The sequence below is a fragment of the Paraburkholderia phenoliruptrix genome, from assembly GCF_902859825.1.
Taxonomy (GTDB): Bacteria; Pseudomonadota; Gammaproteobacteria; order Burkholderiales; family Burkholderiaceae; genus Paraburkholderia; species Paraburkholderia phenoliruptrix.
Genome location: NZ_CADIKB010000001.1, coordinates 450,523 through 473,687 on the forward strand (window position 1 = coordinate 450,523; position 23,165 = coordinate 473,687).

Sequence of the window (23,165 nt, forward strand, 5' to 3'; positions counted from 1 at the left end):
CGGGAGGGTGTACCGTTGTCCGCACAATTCGTCGGTGACGGGCTTGCCGCGCGTTGCCACTCTGTCAAATGGGCGCGTCCCCCGTACGGTGAATCGACTGCCGTCGAATTGACCCGGGCGACGCGCCTGATCCGCTGAAATGCGCCCCGTCTCATGGCATGGATCGAGGCAGAGTTCCGCCGCTCAGTCGCGGCAGCTCTGTATGAAGCGGTGAGCGCCCCAGATCTGCGCGGCATGGGTTCCGTCAGCCAACGGGACCGGTAGTACCGTCGCCAGGCCGGTACGGCGATGCTGACGACCCGGTTTGTGGCGACTGCGTCGCAGCATTGAGTGGGCGCGTTGGGCGTTTGTCCGCTTAAGGTAAAAGGCGCCTTAAGTTCTGACGCCGCGCGCCGATATACAAAAAAGGAGACAACACCCCGCCGGGTGTGGCATTCGGCGCGATGTCGCGCGCCCATGCGGTCGCCTGTGAACACGCGCGGCGTGGCCATTCCGCTGCCTCAGCCCTCAATGACGCTCGTTCTGTCTTTCCATATCGCCCGGCGTGTCCGGCATCTGTTGCGGCGCAATTTGCTCGCCAACGCCCGCCCGTCTGTGACTGCCGTGCTGGCGCTGCTCGGGCTCGCACTGTTCGCGTTCGCTTTGGCCCATACGGTGGTATGGCGTCACGAGTTGGACGCGCAGCGAAGACATGCGCTGAACGCCCGCAAGGATCTGGATGGCCTGCAGGCCATTTTTCTGCAAGCAAACGCTGATTTTCTGCAAGGATTTGGTAGTACCCGCCTCGCCTCATTCGCATGGCCCGTCTCGCGGGTTGGGGCTGCGGTCGCCTGTTTCCAGCGGCTCGAGCAAAGCTATGCCGCCGACAGCGCAGGCGCCGAGTCCATCCAGTCGCTGCGGCAGGAGACAGCGCGATGGGCGTGGCTCCTGGCGGAGATCGCGGTCAACGCGCGCAGGGCAAACGGTCATGTTTCAGTCGACAGCGCGCAGCTTCTGGAGGCCAACCGCCTGCTCGCCCACATCGCGACCCAGTTGACCCGGCTTCGCGAGGCACAGACCGCCATACTCCGATCCACGTCCGACAGCGCCAGCCGCCGCGCCGCGGTTGAAGGCACGGTCCTCGCCCTGATTACGCTGCTCGCCTGCGCGCTTCTCGGCTTTGCGCTTTCGGCTCGTTTCCGGGCGGGGCTCGAGCGGCAAAGAGTCCATCTGGTGGCCGCGGAGAACGCACGTCGGTTCCAGCAGTATTTTGACCACCACCCGTTGCCGATGCTTATCTTCGACGTCGACACCTTGGCCATCATCACGGCCAATCTTTCGGCAGCGTCCCAGTACGGGTGTACCCGGGATGAGCTCGGGGCGCGAGACATGGCGTCGCTCTATTCACAGGAGGATATGCCTGCATTCCTGCGTGATTTACGTTGCCTTCGGCAGGCCGGAACGGGCAGTGGATCGGCGGGTTTATGCCGGCAACGGCGTAACGACGGCCGGTCAATCTATGTCGAGCTGTCCTATCACTTCCTCACCTATGCAAAGCGCGACGCGTGCTTCATCACCGCCATCGACGTGACCGAGCGCAAGAATGCTGAGCTCGCATTGCGACTGCGCAGCCGCGCCCTCGACGCGATCGGTAATGGAGTGCTGATTACTCGCGCTACGGAGCACGGGGAAGTTTTCGAATATGCCAATCCGGCGTTCGAGCAGATCACCGGCTATGCGAACGCGCAGATCGTAGGCCGTGATCAAGTGTCGCTGTCGCGCGCGAGCCAGCATGGGATTCTGTTTGAGCAGATCCGGGAGGCGCTCGCTGATAAACGCGACGGCGCGAGGCTCGTGCGAAGCCGGCGCGCGGACGGGAGTGCCTTCTGGGGCCAGTTTTATGTGGCCCCCGTACGCGACGAGCTGACCTACCACATATGCGTCGTTAGCGATCTGACGGAGCTCGTCGATTCACGTGATAGGCTTGTGCGGCAAGCGCGGCGAGACGCGCTAACCGAACTTCCCAACCGCGTCGCGCTGCGCGAGTTGATAAAAGAGGCGATCGTGACGCGTCGGGAATTCGCGCTGCTCTTCATGGATCTCGACCACTTCAAGGATATCAATGACAGCCTTGGTCACGCCGCGGGCGACCGTCTCCTGCGAGAGGTCGCCCGACGGCTTCTTGCGGCGATAGGCAACGACGGAACGGCGACGCGCTACGGGGGAGACGAGTTCGTGTCGATGCTGGATTCTCCGCAGGAAAATGGAAGGCTCTCTGCGTTGCTTGGACGCATCGGACAGGCTTTCGAGCACCCGGTGCAGATCGACGATGTGCAACTCCGCGTGCAATTGAGCACTGGCATAGCCTGCTACCCCGCTGACGGGCTGGATGCGGACACACTGCTCAAGCACGCGGACCTTGCGATGTACGACGCGAAGGCGCATGGGCGTAACCGCGTCGAGCGCTTCAAGCCTTCGCTCGCCAATGCTGCCGACCGTCGCATCGCCTTGTCTCACCGCTTGCGCGCGGCGTTGGATCAGAATGCTTTCGAGCTCGTCTACCAGCCCCAGGTCGACGTCCGGACCTACAGGATCAGTGGCGTGGAGGCCTTGCTTCGCTGGAATGACGCCGAGGTCGGCACCATTGGCCCGGCCACCTTCATTCCGCTTGCCGAAGACATCGGGCTGATCGAGCAGTTAGGCGAGTGGGTGCTGCACACCGCCTGCGCACAGGCAAAACGCTGGGAAGAGGCGCAGATCCCGCTGCGCATGTCCGTGAACGTGTCCCCACGGCAGCTCGTAGTCGGTGACTTCTGCGCGGTGGTGCAGCGTACGCTTGCAGCGTCGCGCCTCGCCGCTAGCCGCCTGGAACTCGAGATCACTGAAGGTGCGATGGTCGCCTCTGGGGCATTGCCGGCGTTGCGCAGGCTTAACGAGATCGGTGTGTCCATTGCCATTGACGATTTTGGAACAGGGTATTCAAGTCTGTCGTACCTCCGTGCTTTTCACGCCGACCGCTTGAAGATCGACATGTCGTTCGTCCGTGGTATCGGCGCCAGCCGCGAGGACGAAGCGATCATTCGCGCGATTATCGCTCTGGCCCACAGCATCGGCTTCGAGGTCGTAGCAGAGGGAGTCGAGCGTGCCGATCAGCTGGCGTTCCTGGCGGATGACGGTTGCGCGTTTGTTCAGGGCTACTACTTCTGCAGGCCGCTGGCGGCGGCCGAAATCCCTCATTTCGTCACGCAGTTCGCGCGCAAACCGCGATATGCGCAGCACGTAGGTCACGGATCCTCATGACGGCGGTTTCTTTGCACATGCGCCCCCGAAAAGGATGCGACGGTGCAACCACAACGTCGCTTCCGTCGCGCGACCGTTGTGACGACGGCGCACGATGGCGACCCTCAAAGGCAAGAATCGCAGACGTCGAACAGTTCAAGGACGACTTGGAAAACAACGCGAAGGCCAGATCGGCGGAAGCCGCGGTGACTTCATGGAAGCGCTTGGCGAAGCCGTGTATGCGGGGGTAACTGCGGCTCAACTCAACGGCATCGTTGCAGCCGATTTAACGCTGCAGGATGTTATCGATGCGAAAGTCGACAACCTGGACGAAGAGGCCGATGAGGCAATTGATGGGGCGACGTCCGAGTCTAATGAAACCGTCGGCACGATTCTCGGCGTCTGACGATGTACCAATTCTATCGGCGCGCGAGCTGCTCCCGCCAGGCGGTCATCGCGCGACGCACCACCGACTTCGCATCGCCCGTCAGTACCTGGAAATTTGTCGTCGCTCCAGCCAGGAAGAACCGGATGTCAAAGCGGTGTTGCGTCAGCAGTGCCATAGTATGGCGTGTGGGGAATCAGCTTTAGCTTCGCGAGCTCCCCGAGGCGAAGCTCGTGCATGATCTTGCCAGGTTCAGCGTCGCGATAGTCGTCGCGTTCCGTCGCCTGCACGGAGCCAAGCACATCCAGCACCGCGCGAGCGAAGCCGGGATGGACGAGCGCCGTCTGCAGCGAGGCGATGAGGCTGTCGCGTCCGAACAGGGCCACGAACCACGGCAATGAAATCCCGGTTACGGTACATCGTCGTGAGGCGCTGCTGGTGCTGGGACCAATCGGTGGCAATGCGGCCACGCCGGATCATCGTTCCGGACTTGACGTCGAAGATGTCGGCAAAATCGCTGCGCGGGGCGATCTCAAGATTGATGCGCACCGTCGATCTGCCGTAGTTGGTCAGATCGAGATCCTCGTGCAGCCCGCCGCTCCTGAGCCTATGCCGGATCGGCGACGCCGCCTGATACCGCGCGATCGAACGCAAAACGCGACGGCTGCCGTCAGTGCGCCAGAACCGACGCCGCGATCCGGTCGGCCAGATCGCCGAGACCGTGGCTTAGCGCAGCGGCTTGCGCAATTGCATCGTGCCCGCGGATCGCGGAGTCCAGCGTCACCTGCTGCCGCAGCGCTGCCTCGTCCGGATGACCGGCCAGAAGGGTCCACTGTGCCTGGAGGGTGAGGGTGCCGCTCGCTTCGGCAGTGGCGCTCAGTACGGTGACGACCAGCTTGCGCGTGCCTGGCGGCGCGGGTGCGTCCGGAACGATGAACGTCCCGGGCGGCAGGCGCATGAGCAAGTCCTGCGCGAGCGTGCCGCGTATCATCTGGGCGAGCGGCGCGCCCCAGCGGTCGCTATCGTCGATCGTCAGACGGTTCGGCGAAGCGAGCTTGACGACCTCCAGCCGGTCGAGCACCGCGGGAATATGCACGGCCGTCAACTGAATCGGCGTGATCGACCTGGTGGCGAGCGGCGTCCCGGCGGGCACGGCGTTCAAGGTCACGTAGCGGGTCGGCATGCTGCGTCCGCATCCGGCGAGCGTCATGGCCGCGACCGAGAAGAGCACTGCCGTCGTCCTGGCGCTCGCCGCGATCGATATCGCGAGGCTGCGTCCAACGGCGAACGCGGGCGTCCTGATCATTGCGCCTCCTTCTGTCTGCCCTCGACGAGTGCCTCGGGGTGGCGATCCAGATAGTCGGCCAGCGCCCTGATCGAGCGCGCCGTGTCGGTCAGTTCCTGCAACGTGGCAGGCAGGTCGTTCTGGCTCGACGCATCAGCTCCCAACGTCCGATTGGCCGCAGCGACGGTGCGCTCGGCCGAGCTCGCAGTCTCGCGCAGCTGTGTAACGAGCGGACCGATCTGCGGCGTCACCTGCTGCAGCGTGCGGTCGATCTGCGCGACGGAGTGGTCAATGTGCGTCAGGCTGTCCCTGATCTGCGGCGAGCTACTCAGCGCGTTGATATGCGCGGCGATACTGCGGACCTGTTCGCCGGTTTGCCGGATCGGAAGGTCGTCGATTTTCTGGATCACCTCGTTGGCTTTGGCCATCGTCGTATCGAGGTTCGCGGCCGGGGCGCTCGGGATCACGGAGAGGCCGTCCTCGCTTGCCAGCGTCGCCGCCGGCGCGCCTTGCACGAAATCCAGATTGATCTTGTCCGCGCCGATGACGGGCGGATCCTGCGACAAGCGCGCGCGTAACCCCGTGGAGACGAGGCGGCCGAGCATGCCGTCGACGAGCGGGCGCCAGTCGCCGTTAGCCGGGGGGGGCGCGCCGCCGATGCCTAGCTGCGACGGATTCAACGCGATCTGGACCGGAGTGCTCAGCGCGCCCGTGCGCGCGTCGTAGTTCAGGCGCACGCTGGTGACAGTGCCCACATCGAAACCGCGCAATTGCACCTTGGCACCATTCTTCAGTTCGCCGACCGCACCGTCGAAGCGCACGAGATAAGTGACGATGGGGCCATGCCCCGGCGCGAGCGCGGGACGGCGATCGAGCCCGTCAAAATGCGACGCGGGCTCGCCGGAGCCCGGGTCCACCACGATCTCGGGGCCCGAGAGCATGGCTTTCATCGACGCTGGATCGCTCAGGTCCACATGTGCGCCGCGCAGAAAAAACTTCGTACCGCTACGCAAATATTTTTTTTCGGCGCGATCGATCCTGAGCTCGGCTTGCACGTGCTGACCATCGGGCGCGAGCGCGATCTGAGAAACGGCGCCGACCTTCACGCCGCGCAGCGTGACGATCGTGTCGTCGGGCTTCATGCCGTACGCGTTGTCGAAGCTAACGGTGACAGTCGCGCCCTCGCGCACGAACGCGCGGACGCCGAGCCATCCTGTCACTGCGAAGGCGGCAATCGGCACGGCCCAGATCCAGCCGGGCCACGCGCTGCGCCGCACCTGAGCTTCTGAACGGCGAGCACGCGTGCCGTTCATCGCTCACTCCGGGCGTGGACGTCCCACATGAGGCGCGGGTCGAAGGCGCGAGAGGCAGCCATCGTCAGGAACACGACCAGCGCGAACGCGGGTGCGCCGGTGGCGGGGCGCGCCGAGGCGATGCCGTCGAACTGGATCAGCGGCACAAATGCGGCGATCGTGAACACATCGACATACGACCATCGGCCGAGCTCGTCGATCAGGCGATACAGATGCGCCTTCACGCGCAGATGGCGGCGCGAACGCCGCCGGACGGAGACGACGAACCATGCCATGCCCGCGATCTTCGCCACCGGAATGACGATGCTCGTACAGATGATGAGAATGCCGAGCGGCCACAGGCCCGCGTGAAAGAGCTGGTAGACGCCGTCGATAATCCGGTGCGACTCGGTCCGGCCCAGTTGCAGCGAACTGGTCATCGGAAAGAGGTTGGCCGGGACCGTCAGCACAAGCGCCGCGAGCGACAGCGCAGCCGCGCGCACCACTGCGTCCGTTTTGCGCGCGCGCAGCGTCAGGCCGCAGCGCGGGCAGGGCCGCCCCTCGTGCGACATCGGCATGATCAGATCGCAGACCGTACACGAGAGCGGCGCTTCCCCCTCCGGCAACGCGTTTTCCCCACCGATCGCGCGCCACACGGCTCTGCGATCGAGCGAGGCGCGCGTGAGCATCGACAGCAGCGCCGCAGCGATAAAACAGTAGCCGCCCGAAGCGATCGTGCCGTTCAGATTTTGCGTGACCCGCGCGTAACCGACGAAGCAGCCGACCAGGTACACGTCGGGCATGGTCCAGATATCGAGCGACGTGGTCCAGCGAAACAGCGCGCCCATTCCGCGCGCGGGTCGCCCGAGCCGCAGCGCGGTGAGGACGATCACGAGGCCGCCGAATCTGACGAACGGCAGCACGATACCGAACGTGCCGAGCAGCACGGCAAGAATGACCCAGCCCTCTTTCCACATCGCCACGATGCCCGACGATAGCAGTGACGAGTGCTCGACGCCGAGCATGCGGACGTACATGAGCGGTGCGAGGTTGGCCGGAAACAGCAACGCAAAGGTCGATGCCGCGCACGCGAGTGCCGCATCCTGACTTCGGCCGCTTCGCCGCTCGAGCGGATAGTGGCAGGTCCGGCAGCGCGCGTAGCTATGTGCGGCGAGCGGCGGGATGTCCTCTAGCGCGCCGCATTCCGGGCAGCCGATCGTCATGCGACGTCCTCCGCTGGCCGTACGCTTTCACGGGCGCACCGTTTTGCAAATGAAAGTTTGCCGATCATCTGCTTCACTCCCGCTTGCCGGTTGGTCCGTGTATGCGCGGCAGGCGCCGGGGCATGCGCCTGCGCCGTGTCCTTGTGCCAGCATTGCGCGTTCCCGGGGCCGCAGCGACGCACCCCTAACGGCCGCAACAGGTCATTCGATACAGCTGGGCGATGCTCGACGATTCGGAGATGAGGTCCGAAGCGACAAGCCTTGATCAACCTAAGCACGGTAGATCGGAGATCGCTTGATCCCGATCGCGCAGGAGATCAGGTGGCAGATCGCACCTTCAATCAGAGGAGAATGCAATTGTAGACAGCAGCGCCAGTTCGGCCTGGCGAGAATCGAGGCGTGTGTGCTGTACGACTATAGGAACGTCCGATTCGAACACGCTGGCATACTCGGTGCCCGTCGGGATCGGCTCTGGTTCCCTCAGGTCGTTAAAGCGCATGTGCAATGTCCGTTTCGCAGGAACTGTCAGGTGGTATGGCCCGGCCGGATCACGATCTCCGAATACGATCGTTAACTCGATATGCGCGTCGTCCTCACCTGCGTTCAAGATGCACGCCGCCTCGTGGCTGGTTAGCTCCGGACCTTCGCCCGTGCTGTATTGGGGCAGATAGCCCTCAGCGATCGCCCATCGGGTTTTTCCAATTGCCTGCATGACCCCTCCCACTTCCTGACTCTGTGACTCTGCGATGTCGCGCGCCCCTGCGCCGTTCAGGTCGCGCAAGCACCATGCCCGACGGGCATGGGCCAACCGCGAGAGTCGCTGAGACTCCCATCACCCGCGCGTCGCAATGGAAGCGGCAAGCCACACCACTGTCGCCGGTTTTCGAAAACCAACTCTCGCCCAGAATCGCATTTTTAGTCGCAGCGTCAAGGCCACCGATGAACGGAGCGGCCGTGCTCGTTTCCACGAGGGCCAGTCTCGACATGCCGCCCTAATCTCCCCACGGCGAAAGGTTTTCGGTTTGTGGGCACGACAGCGTGCGCGTTGCGACGCAGGAGCCCTGTGTCGTCCCGCAAGGTTTCCCCGAGGACAGGAACACCGGCTGCTGACGACGATGTCTCGAGTTGCTCGGCTTTTTGCAGCTCGCCCCCCTGGTTCCCATGAGACAGTTCGATGAGCTATAGAACGTTTCCGGTCTGGCTGCACAGCCTTTCAATCGCGTGGCTGGCGCTCGGCGCGCTCTGCGCCGTTGTCATCGCGGTTGATGAATTCCGCTGTCCACAGAAAATGTGGGTGATGAATCTGGTATGGCCCCTGACCGCATTATTTGGCACCCTTCTTTGGCTGGCTGCTTACTATGCGTGGGGCCGTAACGCACCGGAGGCGGGAAACAGGGCCAGCGACCCAGCCTTTCCACCCATGGTGCTTAAAGGCACTAGCCACTGCGGTGCCGGGTGCACCCTGGGCGACATCATTGCCGAATGGACGGCATTCGCCTTCCCGAAGGTAGCAGTGTGGTTCGGCTGGCAGACGCTTTTCGCCGAGAAGACATTTGCAGTCTGGATCATCGACTTCGTCGTAGCGTTTCTTCTGGGTGTCCTATTTCAGTACTTTACTATCAAGCCGATGCGCGAGCTTTCCGTCCGTCAAGGCGTGGTTGCCGCGCTTAAAGCCGACATTGCCTCGATAAGTGCATGGCAGATAGGCATGTATGGGGTGATGGCGGTCATTCAGTTTGCGTGGTTCAGGTCGAGCTATGGCAGCCTCGCAAAGGTCGACAGCCCGGAGTTCTGGTTTGCAATGCAGCTTGCGATGCTGGCGGGTTTTGCCACCAGCTATCCGGTCAACTGGTGGCTGATCCGCGCGGGCGTGAAGGAAAAGATGTGAGGCGATGACGCGGCGCAAGATCCGATGGGCCCGGACTTACGTCTGCCGCTTAAAGCGGTGCGTCAGCCGAATGCGGGCTGGCTACCCACCATCATCGCTCGCGGAGGGCTTTAATTACAATCCGTTTGAAAAAATGGCATGACGTGACATATATGCCCGGAGCGCCGTGGCGCACAACCGCATGAGAGGGCGCTCGCGCTCATCGCCATGGACTTACGACTTGGAATGTACTTTGCTGCGCGGAGATTCGCCGCGGCCACACAGGGCTCGGGGTGAAGGGCATTTGTACATCGTGCGCAGGGCGCCGCAGTGCAAAGCTGCCGAGCCGTATGCGCATTTGCATTCTTAAATGAATGCAAATGAACGCGTCGCACTTGCCATTTGTGCTTTCGCCTGCATTGGCAGCCAGGAGGGCCGCTTTGACTCTAACTGCCGCACCGGTTCTTTGGCCCGCGCACGATGCGGTCAATCCACGCAGATGCGTCACGCTGCATACGGCCCTACCTGAAGGAGAAGATGTGAATCGTGCGCGCCGACTTTCGCTGCGCTCTGGGCAGGCGGTAGTGACGCTCGCGCTGCTGCCGGCTGTGCGGTACGCGTGGGCAGATGCCGTTGTCGCGTCTTCGACGGGCTCCACTGCGAACGACGCGCCACCGCTTGCCTATTTTCTGCGCGGCGTGGGCCCCGCCGCGAAGCCGGTGTTGCACCTCGGCTGGGCGCTGGCTGCCGTTTGCTGCTTCGTCTGCATCGTGATCGCCGTGATGCTCGGCATTGCATTGTTTCGCCGCCGCAGGCGTCAGGATCACGAGGCGCTCACTTCGGGCGGTGGGCTGCGCTTCGTGTACGTCGGGACGGCGCTCTCTACCGTCGCGCTCCTCGCCATTGCGGTTTATATGCTGGTCGTGCTTGCACAGGTCGCCGACCCGCCGCGGGAGCCGGCGCTCACCGTCACGGTCACGGCTTACGACTGGTGGTGGAAAGTGGACTATGGAGACGGTGATCAGCAGTTCAGTACAGCGAACGAGATCCACATTCCAACCGGGGTGCCCGTGCTGGTGATGCTGAAAAGCGCCGATGTCATCCATGCCTTCTGGGTTCCCCAGCTTTCCGGAAAGACACAAACCATTCCTGGTGTCGTCAACCGTCAGTGGATCCAGGCAGACAAGCCAGGCATTTACCGCGGTCAGTGTACGCAGTATTGCGGCGTGCAACACGCACACATGGCCTTCGAAGTATTGGCGCAGCCGCAAGCGGATTTCGAGCGTTGGTACTCAGCGCAGCAGCGGACCGCTCCCGCGCCGGCCACGGCGCGAGCGGCGCGGGGCGCGAAGCTCTTCGAAGAGCGCTGCTCGGGCTGCCATGCGGTCCGGGGCAGCAAGGCCGCTGGTGTTCAGGCGCCGGATCTCACGCACGTCATGTCTCGCCGACTTCTCGCGGCCGGTACGCTCGTCAATTCGCCCGAGAACCTGATGAACTGGATCCAGCATACGCAGGAGATCAAGCCGGGTGCGCTGATGCCGGACATGAAGCTATCACCGGCGGAGGCGGGCGACCTCTTCGCCTATCTCTCTACTCTCAGGTAAGGAAAGACGATGTCGACGACCGGTGATCGAAGCGTGGGGCAACCGGGCCGGATGGCGTTCCGACGAGCGCCCGACTTTGGAAGCGTTCCGCAAGGCTCCGAGGCTGAGAAGCGCTTGCGCGAAATCTGGGAGGGCGAGTCCGGCTGGCGCGGCTTCCTCACGACCGTCGATCACAAGAAAATCGGCCTGCGCTACATAGTGACAGCCTTTGTGTTTCTGCTGATGGGAGGCGCCGAGGCGCTCGTCATGCGCTTGCAGCTTGCCCAGCCGAACGAGACCTTACTCACGCCGGAGCAGTACGCGCAACTCTTCACGATGCACGGCATCACCATGATATTTCTGTATGCGCTGCCCGTATTGAGCGGTTTCGCCAACTTCCTGTGGCCGCTCATGCTGGGATCGCGGGACATGGCGTTTCCGAGGCTGAACGCGCTGTCTTACTGGGTGTTTCTATTCGCCGGCATCTTTCTGTATAGCAGTTTTCCGCTTGGCGAAGCCCCCAATGCGGGCTGGTTCAACTATGTGCCCTTTGCGTCGCTGGAATACAACCGCGGGCCGAACATCGACGTCTATTCGCTCGGTATGGTGCTGCTCGGCATTTCCACCACCGTCGGTGCGGTCAACTTCGTCGTCACGCTGTTCCGGATGCGCGCAGTCGGCATGTCGGTGGACCGCTTGCCTATCATCGTCTGGGGCACGCTCACCATATCGTTTGCCAACCTGTTCGCGGTGCCCGCGGTCAGTCTCGCGTTTTTGCTGCTGTGGATGGACCGTAACATCGGCACACACTTCTTTGACGTCGCGAGCGACGGCCGGCCGCTGCTCTGGCAACACCTGTTCTGGATGTTCGCCCACCCATGGGTGTACGTGGTCGTGCTTCCTGCGATGGGCATCGTCTCCGACGCGCTCCCCACGTTTTGCAGGCGGCCGCTCGTCGCCTACGCGGCAGTCGCGATGTCGACGGTCGCGACGATGATCATCGGCTTCGAAGTGTGGATCCATCACATGTTCGCGACGGGAATTCCGCCGCTGGCACTCGCATTCTTCGGCGCGGCAAGCGTGTTGATCTCGATTCCGAGCGCGGTGGCCGTTTTCGCGTGGATAGCGACGATCTGGACCGGGCGACCGGTATTTACCGTACCGTTCCTCTACTTTGCGAGCTTCGTGTTGATGTTCGTGGTGGGGGGGGTGTCGGGCGTGATGACCGCGGCGGTGCCGCTCGACTGGCAACTCAACGAGACCTACTTCGTGGTCGCGCATTTGCACTATGTACTGCTGGGAATCAATGTATTTCCCGTGTTGGGCGGCATCACATACTGGTTTCCGAAATTCACAGGGCGTTTGATGAACGAACGAGTGGGGAAGGTCGCATTCTGGATCGTGTTCATCGGTTTCAATCTGGGCTTTTTCCCGATGCATATTTCCGGCCTGCTCGGCATGCCGCGGCGCGTGTACACCTATCCCGACGGAATGGGATGGGACACATCGAATCTCATTACGACCATTGGTTCATTTCTGCTCGGCGTGGGCGTGCTGCTATTCGCGATCAATGCGTTGATGTCGGCGAAGCGTGGACGACAAGCACCGCCGAATCCATGGGACGCACCCGGTCTGGAATGGTCCACCGCGTCTCCGCCGCCGCCCTACAACTTCGCGGTGCTGCCGGTTATCGAGTCCCGGCATCCGATGTGGGAAGACCGACTGCAACCGTCAGGTCGTCGTTCGAGTCTTGAGTCGGGCTATCTGCTGCATCAGGGGCGCGAGGCGCTCGGCGTGAATCCGTTAAGCGGCAAGGCGGATGTCATCCTCAAGATGCCCGAAGACGCGTGGTCGCCGTTCTTTCTCGGGCTCTTCGCCGCTTTCATGTTTTTTGCCATGCTGCTGCATTCGCCGACGCTGACCGCCGTGGCACTCGTTGCGTGCGGCGCTACGCTGATTGCATGGCTGTGGCCTCGGCGTTCCCTCGCACAGCGCGAGCCGCCGACGCCGAAGCAGATCGTGCCCGCACATGACGAACAAAAGCAGAACCTGTTGCCGGTTGGCAGCGCGGGCGAGCATTCGGGCGGATGGTGGGGCGTGCTCGCGCTCGTGCTCACTGAGGCCAGTCTGTTTGGCTATCTGATCTTCTGTTACTTTTACTCTGAATCGCAGACGACGCTCGCGTGGCCGCCGGAAGGCATGCCGAAGATCGGTGTCGGCGGTCTCAGTACGGGGGTTCTCATTCTGAGCAGCGTGTTCGCGTGGCTCGCCGAGCGCACGCTCAGAAAAAGCCGCAGGTGGCGAGCCTTGGCATGGATGCTGGTCGCTATCGTGCTCGGCTGCCTGTTCGTGGGTATCCAGATGAAGGAGTGGCACGATCACCCGTATGGCATTTCGGCCCATCTATACGGGTCCCTCTATTTCACGATCACGGGCTTTCACATGGCCCACGTGGTGGTCGGCCTCGTCATTCTCGTTGTACTCGCCGTATGGATCGCGCTTGGCTATTTCGACGAGAACCGCACTGCACCGATGCGGATCGGCGGCCTGTACTGGCACTTCGTCGACGTGGTGTGGATTTTCATTTTCACGTCGCTGTATGTCACGCCGTTCTGGCTGAGGGGCCACTGATGGAAGCTCGTCCGCAGAACGAAGCCCGGTTGAGTAGTGGTGAACGGCGGCGGCTGATGCTGTGTGCGTGCGCCGGGTTCTTTCTATCGCCCGGCGCGTGGCTCCTGCAGGTCATTATTTCGGAAACCGTTTCGGCCCAGGAGTGCTACGGCGTATCGGCTCCACGGGCGAGGCCGCTGTTTGCTCATTTGCATGCACTGCTTTATGGAATTTCCGCGGCGGCTGTGCTTGTTTCGCTCGTGTGTGCCGCGTTGGCAACGCACGGTCTGCTTTTTATTGCAAGAAAGCAAAAGCGGATAAAAGCCGCCCGCGAAAACGCCGGCGATCAGCAGAAGGCTTCGCGCGATGAAGAACGGGTGGCCCGCATGCGCTTCATCGCGGTGTGCAGTTCATTGATTGGCTGGGGGTTCTTCATCGGGCTGGGGTTTACGATTCTGGCTGAAGTCTTTGTCACTTCCTGCGATCCATGGCACTGACTATGAACACCCCTCGAAGAATGAGCCGGCTTGCCGCATGCCTGCTTGCCATCGTCGTCGCGCTGGGCGGATGCTCCGGCGGCGAATCGGACAAGATTCCTGATAACGTGACGGCGCAGTCGCCCCTCGTGAGCGATCCGAAACTCATCGCGCGCGGCGAGTACCTTGCCAAAGCGGGCGATTGCAGCGCCTGCCACGATGCTGCGGACCATTCGCCGCTCGGCGGCGGAATGCCGGTCAACTCTCCGTTCGGGCCCATTTACGCAAGCAACATCACGCCGGACCCGACCTACGGCATTGGACGCTACACCCTTCGCGAATTCTCCGATGCGATGCGTTTCGGCAAACGCCGCGACGGCAAGCGACTGTACCCCGCCATGCCGTACCCCTCGTTCGCCAATCTGACCGACGACGACGTCACCGCGCTGTACGCCTATCTGACGCATGGCGTGATGCCGGTGGCGAGGCGCGCGCCCGAGACGCACCTGCCGTTTCCGTTCAATCTCCGATGGGGCATGCTCTTCTGGACACTGATTGTCGGTAATCGGGATCAGTACGTGCCCGATCCGAAGCGCAGCGTACAGTGGAATCGCGGCGCGTACCTCGTGCAAGGGCTCGGGCATTGCGGCGCATGTCATACGCCGCGCGGGCCCGCGTACAACGAACTCGGCTACAGCGAACGCTCGCGCTGGTATCTGACCGGCGGCGTGAACGATCATTGGCTCGCGCCCAATCTGACGGGCGATCCCGCAAGCGGTCTGGGTCGCTGGTCGACGGACGACATTGTCAAGTTTCTGCGCACGGGCCACGGCGCCGGTGCGATCGCATTCGGTGCAATGGCGCCCGTCGTCGGCGAGAGCACGCAGTACCTGTCCGACGACGACCTGCGCTCCATCGCCGTCTATCTGAAAGCACTGCCGCCGCATGAAACGAACGGCACCTTCGCCAACACGGAGCACGCCAGAACGCTGACCATGCGCAGCATTGAAACCGGGGAAACGGAGCGTCACGGGGCAGGTATCTATCTATCGTTCTGTGCGCGTTGCCATCAGGCGAATGGGCAAGGGCAGCCCGGCAAAGTAGCGGCACTTGCAGGAAATCCGCTTGTACTCGCGGCCGATCCGACTTCCGTCATGCGCATCGTGATCGAAGGCAGCAAAAGCCCGACGACGGACACAGGCCCCGCGCCGCAGAAAATGCCGGGCTTTCACGGGCAATTGACCTCGGCACAGATTGCTCAGGTCGTCAGCTTTATCCGCAACACGTGGGGAAATCACGCGGCGCCGGTCTCCGATCGTGAAGTGGAGCGGTTGCGTGCAAAGATCCACCAATAGCGGCAGCGTTTCAGCGATGTGACAGGCGCGTCGCGGCTGGCATCACGCAATGTCGTACCATGGCCGCGTAGGGCGGAACCGTCAGGCGGCGCTCGAAGTACTCCACTACCGTGGTGCCGGAGCGCTTCTTCAGTCTCACGCCAATGTTCACGCCTCTATAAAAGGATTGCGCCTGCAAATCGATGGTGTCGCCGATGCAGCTCGAATGCAGGTGGCGGGCCGCGGTCCTCCATCTCGATGCAATGCACTGGTAAATCGAATCGACGGACACGTGCGAATGCAAGGTGAAGATCGGCGGGCCGGAAAAGAGGCGATCTGTCTGCGAGCAGGCAGTGGCAATAACTGACGAAACCCCGAGGACCAGGAGCAGACGATACGTCGGTCGGGCTCCTCGAAACATTGCAGGGCTCTCGCTGACAGGGATGGCTCGCCGCAAGAAAGTGCATGTCTGGGCAGTTTACCCGCCGCCGCGTTGCAAGGTGGGTCCGCACAATCCCAGCGCCGTGTTGACTACCGCAAGGTGCGTTAGCGCCTGAGGGAAGTTGCCGGCCATCTGGCGATGCTGCGTATCGTACTGCTCGGAAAAGAGGCCGAGATCATTAGCCACTGTGAGCACGCGCTCGAACTGCTCGCGTGCTTCCGAATCGCGGCCTTGCATACGCAAGCAGTCTGCCATCCAGCAGGAGCAGGCCAGAAACACTCCTTCGTTCCGGGCGCCAGGCGCCTTCTTGCGACGCCGGATCAGACCGTCGTCGTTCAACTCGCGGCGAATGGCTTCGATAGTCGATGCCATGCGGGGATCGTCAACTGGTAAAAAGCCGATGAGCGGCATTAGCAGCAGGCTCGCATCGAGCGTATCGCTGCCGTAATACTGCGTGAACGTCCGGAGACCTTCGTTCCAGGCCTCGCGGCAGACCTCTTCGTGAATCGTTTCCCGCAGAGCGCGCAGGCGCTCGTCAAGCGGTGACGCCGCGTTGTCACCGGCTGAACGGTGCGCGATGAATCGATCAACGGCGACCCAAGCCATGACGCGAGAATACGTGTAGTGACGAGGTTCCGAGCGCGACTCCCAGATGCCCGCTCCGCGCGTGTTCCATACGGTCTCGACATGCGCGACGATCAGTCTTTCGATCTCCTCCTCGTGACTGGACGACGGCAATCCCGCACGCCGCGCGACGGAGAGGCAGTCGATGATCTCTCCGAGGATGTCGACCTGATGCTGCGCCGCTGCCGCGTTACCGACCCGTACCGGGCTTGCATAACGGTAGCCTTGCAGCCAGTCGATAGTCCGCTCATGCAGATGGCGGTTGCCATCGACGCGATACATGACGCGAATATTTTCGGGCGCACCGCTAATTGCCAGTAACAACCAGTCGCGCCACGCGATTGCCTCTTCATGGAGCCCAGCATTGAGCAATGCGACTAACGCGAAACTCGTATCGCGGAGCCAGCAATAGCGGTAGTCCCAGTTGAGCTGTCCAGCCGGAGCTTCCGGGAGGGACGTCGTCGGCGCGGCGACTATCGCGCCTGTCTTCTGGTAGATCAGCGCTTTGAGCGTTAACAGGGAACGCCTGACCTGGTCCGGCCACGCGGTCCTTGTGTTGTCAAACTGGCCGATCCACTCACGCCAGTGGCGTTGCGTAGCGAGCAGCGCGGATTCCGCGTCGAGAGGTCCGGGTGCGGGCTCGTGCGAAGGACTGTAGCTGGCGCAGAACGCGACCCGCTTTCCCGCTTCGACCTCAAAAACGGCGTCGACCGACTTGTTGTTCACGTCGAGGCCGACGTCTGAATGCAATACGACAAGGTCGGGCCCCACGCGGGCCTGCACCGTCCCATTGACTTGCTCGATCCACGGCGATAACAGGCCATAATCAAAACGTAGTCGAAGTTGTGACCGCATCCTTACGACGCCGCGCAGTCCGACTACAATTCGCACGAGCGAGCTTGGTCCGTCGCCCACGGGCATAAAGTCGATCAACCGCACTGCACCGTCGTCCAATTCGAAGTCAGTTTCAATGATGAGCGTGTCTTGCTGGTAGCGGCGCCGCAACTGGGCGACGCGGTCGACCGGCGCGATTGCCCAGCAGCCGTTCTCGGCAGTGCCGAGCAGCGCGGCAAAACAGGCGGCGCCGTCGAAACGCGGCCAGCACAGCCAGTCTATGGAGCCGTCCCGACTCACCAGCGCAGCCGTCTCACCGTCGCCAAGCAGCGCATAGTCTTCGATCGCGGCGCGGCTCATCGCGGTGCGTCCCGTCGACGCGCAACGGCAGCCACCGCTATGGCGACCGCGCTCGCGCCCAGGACCCCGAGCAAAGCTGGTCGATGGCGGTCCACAAACATCGACCAACTGCGCTCCCTCGCCTCGCTATCGAACCGTCCGTGCGCGCCGTAATCGCCAGACACCGGCTGAAAGAGGTTGCTCGGCGCGCCTGGCGGCAGGGGGTCCTCAGTAAGTTGCCCGCTATATCCGGAGCGCGCGAGATATCGATCGATGAGTGCGGGCGCGACGCGATCAGCAAGTATCGCCTTGGCGGTCGAGAACCCCACCCATAGTTGACGGCGCCGATGTGTCGCGGCATAGAATATCGCGCGAGCCGCAACCTCTGGCTGATAAACCGGCGCGACAGGCCGCGCGCAATATCCCATTCTGTTGGCCGACCAATCGAACTGCGGCGTGTTCACCGCGGGCAAGTCGACCATCGTCAAATGGATTTTCAGTCGGTCATGCAAGATCTCCGACCGAAGTGCGTTCGTGAATCCGCGGATCGCGAACTTTGCGCCACAGTAGATCGACTGAAGCGGCACCGAACGGTAGCCCAGTGCAGAGCCGACATTCACGATGGTCCCCCGATTGCGTGTGCGCATACGCGCCAGCGCCGCCATCATCCCATGCACCTGCCCAAGGTACGTTACTTTTGTGCCCCGCTCGATTTCTTCCGCTGTGAGCAGTGAAACGGGCGCGAAGACAGTCGCCATCGCGACGTTCACCCATACGTCGATGGCGCCGAGGGTCTTTTCGACGCGCGAGGCGGCAGCATCAACGGCTTGCGCGTCCGCGACGTCGGTCGGGATCGCAAGCGTCCGGACGCCATGCTTGCTGCTGAGTTCGGACGCTGCGTGATCGAGCCGTTCAGGATCGCGCGAAATGAGCGCGACCTGGTAGCCATTCCGCGCGAATTCTTCGGCCGTCGCACGGCCTATCCCGGCGCCGGCACCTGTGATAACCACGATCTTGGACATTGGGCTGGCCTTATCTAGCTGAACATCGTTGCGCTGTCGGACACCGCTCGGTGAGCTCTCAGCGACGCCAGAGCGGACTGCTGTGCACGCTCGTGAAAAATGTGGGCTGCAGCGGTTGCGCCTATCGATAGGCCGAGGCAAGTACCGCTCGTTCGCGATGCGCGCCTGGTGGACGAAGCGATGCTGGAACTCCCTTGGCGCCATGCTAAATCTCCCCGCGAGCGGCGAGCGCCTCAATTCGGTCGGCAGTACGGAGCGCGATTGCCTGAATGGTCAGCGACGGGTTAACGCCGCCTACCGTCGGGAACACCGAGCCGTCGCAGATCCACAGGTTGTCGATGTCCCAACTGCGGCAATCTGCATTCACGACGCTCGTTGCCGCACTGTCGCCCATGCGCGCGGTGCCGTGAAGATGCGCGGTGTCGTCGGTCTGCATCCATAGATCCCGGCCGCCAGCCGCTTCCATTGCCGTGCTCATAAACTTCAGCGAATGCGCGATCAGACGGCGATCGTTGTCGCAGTAAGAATGCGTGACGCGGGTAACCGGCAGCCCGTACTCGTCTTTTTCATCGGCGAGCGTCACCTGATTGCGCTCCTGCGGCAACGTCTCGCCGACAATCCGTAAGCCCGCCTGATGGTTGTATTTCTTCATCTCGTCGATCAGCGCGCGGCCCCACAGGCCGCGACCATTCTGCACGGCAGCCCATGCAGACGGCAGCGGTCCCTGGCTCATGAATGCATAGCCGCCAAAAAAGTCCTTCCCTCGGTCCTCGTAATTCCAGTGCTCCGTGAGTGCGAGCGAGGGCGGCCCCTTGTACCAGCGAATTTCTTCATCCATGGTGGCCCAGACTGCCTGGTTGCTCTGCACCATCAGGTTCTTGCCGACGAGGCCCGAGCTATTGGCGAGCCCGTCTGGGTAGCGGTCAGTCGCGGACATGAGCAGCAAACGCGGCGTTTCGATCGCGTAGCCCGCCACCACGACATGGCGCGCGCGCTGGAATTGCCAGCGTCCTTCGCGGAAATATTCGACGCCGCTCGCGCGGCCGTCGTCGCCCATGACGACGCGGCCCACCATCGCAAGATCGCGAATTTCAGCGCCCGCGCGCACGGCGCGCGGAATCCAGGTGACGAGCGCGCTCTGCTTCGCGTTAGTCGCGCAGCCGGTGACGCAGAAGCCGCGATAGACGCAGGGGTGCGCCTCGCCGCGCGGCGCGGAAATGGTCGCGAGCGGCGTCGTGGTCCACGGAATGCCGAGCGCTTCGCATCCGCGCGCCAGCACCAGTGCAGCGGCGTTAGGCTCATGCGGCCGATAGGGATAGCGCGGGCGTTTCGGCCCCCACGGATAGTTGACAGGCCCGGCGATTTTCAGCGCGTTCTCGACTTCCCCGTAGTAGCGCCACATCTCGCGCCAATCGAGCGGCCAGTCCGCTCCGTAACCGAGCAAGGTGCGGGACTTGAACCATTCCGGGCGAAACCGCAGCGACACCATCGCGAAATGAACCGTGCTGCCGCCGACTGCCTTGCCGCTGTTATTCTTGCCGAGCTCCAGCGGATCGTCGCCGTCGCAGAGGCGCTCGTCGGTCCAGTACAGCTTGCTTTGATGCGTTTCGTCCGACGCGAATTCTTCAAGCGGGCGCCACCATGCGCCGGCATCGAGCGCGACGACCTTGAAGCCTTTCTCAGCGAGCCGGCAAGCCAGCGTGCCGCCGCCTGCGCCGGTGCCGACTATCGCAAAGTCGACAGCCTCGTCCTGCCTGTATTCGCGCATCGGCAGCCATGCGCCGGGGCGCATCACATCGGGCGCGCGTCCGTTCTTGCCGCGCGGGGCCTCGCGCGCGTCTTCGTGCGACGCTCCCGTCTCCTTGTGCTTCTCAGCGGACACGGCCATTCTCCTTGCGGGCTTTGTCCTCGTGACCGGCCTTTGCTTCCGCGGCTTCCCATGGATCGCGCCGGTCGAAGTACAGGCGCACGTAGCCGCGCGGATTCGCGGGGCCCCCAAAGCCGATCTCGCTCCACGCATGCGGATGCGCGTAATACAGGGTGCAGATGTCGTGCAGCACGCGCTTCGAGAAAAAGAGCGCCGGTGGCATGCCCTGCCATGCTTCGCCGCCCAGCTTGCCTTGCTGCATATCGGTGAGGAGTGCGATGCGTGCCGCCTCGTCGAGGCTGGCAAACGGCAGTTCATGGCGGGCGCGGCTTTCGGCATCGATCGCTGCGAGGCCGATGCGCCAGGCGTCGCGCATGGGCGGCAAGGAGGCATTGCGATAGCCGTCGCGGCCATTTTCGAACAGGCGGGCGTCCAGCAGAGCAGCGGCCGGCACTTGTGGACGCTGCGGATCCTGCGGCACGATGCACGCGCACACTACGCACAGCGCACGCCACTCGACGGCATTCAGGAAGCGTGGCTCGCATGGGGTCGCGAGTCGTTCGTCGATGACCTTGCGCGTGATGTCGTCCCATGACGGCGTATCTCGCTTGTCGAGCACGTCGTAGCCGGGATACGTGGGGGAGCGTGGCACGTCGGTCATCGTTCTGTCTCCCGCAGGCGTAGCGCGGCCAACCCCGCGAGCGCGAGCGCGGAAAAGCTCGGCGGCGCGGGCAACGGCGGGCCGTTGAAGAGATTCTGGCTCCAGTTGCGCCAGCCGCCCTGATTGCGCGCGATCCCGCGCGCATGGAAGCCGACACCAGCGAAACCGAGCGCGGTCGTAATGCGTAGCCAGACGCGCGAGAACCATCGCGGCTGGGGCGCGGCGAGCGCAGTATTGAGCAGCAGCGCCGACGCGACCGGGGGCACGAGGATGGGCGCGTACATCACCGGGTTGTGGAACGCGCCGCGAAAATGCAGAAGCGCAACTTCGCCCACGGTGCCGGCCAGGCCGGCACTGGTCACGAGCGCGAGCGCTTGCCCGGCGGGCAGACCAAAGAGCCGCGGCTCACGCGCGGGCTGCTCGCGCAGCTTTTCGGCGACTGCGCCGAGCGCGCCCGACAGGAGCAGCGCCATTGGCGCACCGATCGGTGCGGCGTAGAAAAGATTAGGCCAGCTCCATCCACCGGGGCGCTTCGTGATGTTGTACAGGTGAAAGCCCGTGCCCGCCACACCGGTCAACGCCGCACCGAGATAGATCGGACTGCGTAACGGATGGCGAGCCGACTCGCGGTCCGAGCCGCCATGCAGGCCGGCGAGCAACGACAGAGAGGAAACAATCAGCGGCGCGTACATCGCGGGGTTGTCGAACGAGCCGCGGTAGTGTTCCATCGCGCTGTCGGCGAGCACGGACAGCGCCAGCAAGGCCGAACTGCGGTTGAAGGTACACGCCGTGTCGATATGCGTCTGAACCGCCGTGCCATGCCGGTCGCGCCGGCTCGCGAAGAACGCGAGGGCGCCGGCGGCGAGTCCGCAGGCGAGGGCGATTGCGCCCGCATCGCTTGTCGTAATCTGCTTCATCGATCCTCAGCGTGAGTGTTCGCAGCGTTCGAATGCTTACACCGCGTATTGCTGCGCGTCAGCCTGCTTCAGCTCGAGACCGCAGCCGGGACGCGTGAGGTCCGGCGCCATGGCGCCGTTCTTCACACAGGGCGCACCGTCGAACAACATCTGCTCGATGCGCACGTGATCATGAAACCATTCCTGATGCCGCAGGCGAGGCGCCGCGCAGGCCGCATGGAGATGCAGGGCCGGCGCGCAATGCGCGGACAGCGGTGTATGGAAGGCTTCGCAGAGCGCCGCCGCGCGCAAAAAGCCTGTCACTCCGCCGCAGCGGGTGAGGTCCGCTTGCAGAACGTCGACAGCCTCGTGGGCGAGCAGCGCGCGAAAATCGTCGAGCGTGTAGCCGTATTCGCCAGCGGCCAGTTCCATATGCGGCGGAAGCGCACTTCTAAGCGCCGACAGGCCGCCGAGATCGTCCGATGAGACCGGCTCTTCGAACCATTCGACACCGTGCTCGGCGAAACGCGTTGCGTAGAACAGCGCCTGCTTCCGATCCAGCGCGCCGTTGGCGTCGACGAACAGACCCGCATCGTCGCCAATGGCCTCGCGCGCGACGCACACCCTATGCGGATCGCGCGAGGGCTCGCTGCCGACCTTGATCTTGACCCAGCGGCAGCCGTTCTCTTCTACCCAGCGCGTGAGCTGAGCGCGGATCTCGTCGTCGCTGTAGGTCGTGAAGCCGCCGCTTCCATAAACCGGAACGCGTCCACGCATTGCGCCGAGCAGCCGCACGAGAGGTACGTCCGCGAGACGCGCCTTGAGATCCCACAGGGCGCAATCGACCGCCGAGATCGCGTTGGCCGCGAGCCCCGAGCGGCCGAGATTGCGCACCCGCCGCTGCATGCGCAGCCAGAGGGCGTCGATGTCGAGCGCGTCCTGGCCGCGCAGCGTTTCGGCCAATGCGCCTTCGATCAGTTTGCCGGCGCAAGCATCGGTATAGGTGTAGCCAATGCCGGTCTGGCCCGCTGCGTCGACTTCGGCGATGACCAGCGTCGTCGAGGTCCACGCGAAGGTGCCGTCCGCCTCGGGACGATCGGTGGGAATGGTAAAGGCGCGCGCTCGTATCGCGTCGATGGGCGCCTCGGGAAGGGAGTGCGGCATGGC

At 63.2% G+C, this 23,165-nt stretch carries 20 protein-coding genes and 1 pseudogene; 7 read left to right on the forward strand and 14 right to left on the reverse strand.

Annotation, left to right across the window (positions count from 1 at the left end; translation table 11 throughout):
• The first annotated feature begins 510 nt into the window (after positions 1-510).
• Entirely contained in the window at positions 511-3,279 is a 2,769-nt protein-coding gene (locus HV711_RS02085) for a putative bifunctional diguanylate cyclase/phosphodiesterase (protein ID WP_035480635.1), read from the forward strand.
• 94 nt (positions 3,280-3,373) lie between these two features.
• Complete coding sequence (locus HV711_RS02090) at positions 3,374-3,664, forward strand: hypothetical protein (RefSeq protein ID WP_244142622.1); 291 nt, start codon at positions 3,374-3,376, stop codon at positions 3,662-3,664.
• Positions 3,665-3,677: 13 nt separating this feature from the next.
• Here HV711_RS02090 and HV711_RS33355 read toward each other — a convergent pair whose 3' ends face one another.
• The 7 genes and pseudogenes from HV711_RS33355 to HV711_RS02115 form a co-directional block, all read right to left on the reverse strand.
• Entirely contained in the window at positions 3,678-3,821 is a 144-nt protein-coding gene (locus HV711_RS33355) for a hypothetical protein (protein WP_244142623.1), read from the reverse strand.
• On the reverse strand, positions 3,793-4,041 hold the full coding sequence (locus HV711_RS33360) for a hypothetical protein (RefSeq protein WP_035480638.1): 249 nt from the start codon (positions 4,039-4,041) through the stop codon (positions 3,793-3,795). The genes HV711_RS33355 and HV711_RS33360 overlap by 29 nt, the downstream gene beginning before the upstream one ends.
• Positions 4,042-4,087: 46 nt before the next feature.
• Positions 4,088-4,297 (reverse strand): annotated as a pseudogene (locus tag HV711_RS33365) (glycogen debranching N-terminal domain-containing protein); the annotation flags it as partial.
• A gap of 16 nt (positions 4,298-4,313) precedes the next feature.
• A complete protein-coding gene (locus HV711_RS02100) occupies positions 4,314-4,949 on the reverse strand; it encodes a PqiC family protein (RefSeq protein ID WP_035480639.1) in 636 nt (211 codons plus the stop codon).
• Positions 4,946-6,241 (reverse strand): MlaD family protein, encoded by a 1,296-nt coding sequence (locus HV711_RS02105; protein WP_035480641.1) that lies wholly within the window; start codon positions 6,239-6,241, stop codon positions 4,946-4,948. Before HV711_RS02105 ends, HV711_RS02100 begins: the two co-directional genes overlap by 4 nt.
• A complete protein-coding gene (locus HV711_RS02110; RefSeq protein WP_035480643.1) occupies positions 6,238-7,443 on the reverse strand; it encodes a paraquat-inducible protein A in 1,206 nt (401 codons plus the stop codon). The genes HV711_RS02105 and HV711_RS02110 overlap by 4 nt, the downstream gene beginning before the upstream one ends.
• A gap of 337 nt (positions 7,444-7,780) precedes the next feature.
• Entirely contained in the window at positions 7,781-8,155 is a 375-nt protein-coding gene (locus HV711_RS02115; RefSeq protein WP_028359653.1) for a sensory rhodopsin transducer, read from the reverse strand.
• A gap of 462 nt (positions 8,156-8,617) precedes the next feature.
• On the opposite strand from HV711_RS02115, the gene HV711_RS02120 reads away from it, so the two are divergent.
• From HV711_RS02120 to HV711_RS02140, 5 genes are all read left to right on the forward strand, one after another.
• The gene (locus HV711_RS02120; RefSeq protein WP_035480645.1) at positions 8,618-9,331 is read left to right on the forward strand and encodes a DUF4396 domain-containing protein; all 714 of its coding nucleotides are present in this window, start codon (positions 8,618-8,620) and stop codon (positions 9,329-9,331) included.
• A 518-nt stretch (positions 9,332-9,849) separates the two neighbouring features.
• Positions 9,850-10,914, forward strand: a complete 1,065-nt coding sequence (gene coxB / locus HV711_RS02125; RefSeq protein ID WP_035480646.1) for a cytochrome c oxidase subunit II — start codon at positions 9,850-9,852, stop codon at positions 10,912-10,914.
• Positions 10,915-10,923: 9 nt separating this feature from the next.
• A complete protein-coding gene (gene ctaD / locus HV711_RS02130; protein ID WP_051224150.1) occupies positions 10,924-13,524 on the forward strand; it encodes a cytochrome c oxidase subunit I in 2,601 nt (866 codons plus the stop codon).
• Positions 13,524-14,000: a hypothetical protein gene (locus HV711_RS02135; protein WP_014972078.1), complete on the forward strand. Its 477-nt coding sequence runs from the start codon at positions 13,524-13,526 to the stop codon at positions 13,998-14,000. The genes ctaD and HV711_RS02135 overlap by 1 nt, the downstream gene beginning before the upstream one ends.
• Positions 14,001-14,002: 2 nt before the next feature.
• Positions 14,003-15,334 (forward strand): c-type cytochrome, encoded by a 1,332-nt coding sequence (locus tag HV711_RS02140; protein WP_035480649.1) that lies wholly within the window; start codon positions 14,003-14,005, stop codon positions 15,332-15,334.
• A gap of 10 nt (positions 15,335-15,344) precedes the next feature.
• On the opposite strand, the gene HV711_RS02145 is transcribed toward HV711_RS02140, so the two are convergent.
• The 7 genes from HV711_RS02145 to HV711_RS02175 all read right to left on the reverse strand — a co-directional run bounded on the left by HV711_RS02145 (position 15,345) and on the right by HV711_RS02175 (position 23,162).
• On the reverse strand, positions 15,345-15,605 hold the full coding sequence (locus HV711_RS02145) for a hypothetical protein (RefSeq protein WP_175144969.1): 261 nt from the start codon (positions 15,603-15,605) through the stop codon (positions 15,345-15,347).
• Between the two features lie 186 nt (positions 15,606-15,791).
• The gene (locus HV711_RS02150) at positions 15,792-17,573 is read right to left on the reverse strand and encodes a glycoside hydrolase family 15 protein (RefSeq protein ID WP_035480652.1); all 1,782 of its coding nucleotides are present in this window, start codon (positions 17,571-17,573) and stop codon (positions 15,792-15,794) included.
• Positions 17,570-18,574: an SDR family oxidoreductase gene (locus HV711_RS02155; RefSeq protein WP_035480653.1), complete on the reverse strand. Its 1,005-nt coding sequence runs from the start codon at positions 18,572-18,574 to the stop codon at positions 17,570-17,572. The genes HV711_RS02150 and HV711_RS02155 overlap by 4 nt, the downstream gene beginning before the upstream one ends.
• A gap of 205 nt (positions 18,575-18,779) precedes the next feature.
• Complete coding sequence (locus HV711_RS02160) at positions 18,780-20,366, reverse strand: GMC family oxidoreductase (protein ID WP_244142632.1); 1,587 nt, start codon at positions 20,364-20,366, stop codon at positions 18,780-18,782.
• 79 nt (positions 20,367-20,445) lie between these two features.
• Positions 20,446-21,102: a gluconate 2-dehydrogenase subunit 3 family protein gene (locus HV711_RS02165; RefSeq protein ID WP_035480656.1), complete on the reverse strand. Its 657-nt coding sequence runs from the start codon at positions 21,100-21,102 to the stop codon at positions 20,446-20,448.
• Entirely contained in the window at positions 21,099-22,019 is a 921-nt protein-coding gene (locus HV711_RS02170; RefSeq protein ID WP_035480658.1) for a hypothetical protein, read from the reverse strand. The genes HV711_RS02165 and HV711_RS02170 overlap by 4 nt, the downstream gene beginning before the upstream one ends.
• A 36-nt stretch (positions 22,020-22,055) precedes the next feature.
• Positions 22,056-23,162 carry an enolase C-terminal domain-like protein gene (locus tag HV711_RS02175; protein ID WP_035480659.1) on the reverse strand — a complete coding sequence of 369 codons (1,107 nt, stop codon included), beginning with the start codon at positions 23,160-23,162 and terminating at the stop codon, positions 22,056-22,058.
• Positions 23,163-23,165: the final 3 nt, after the last annotated feature.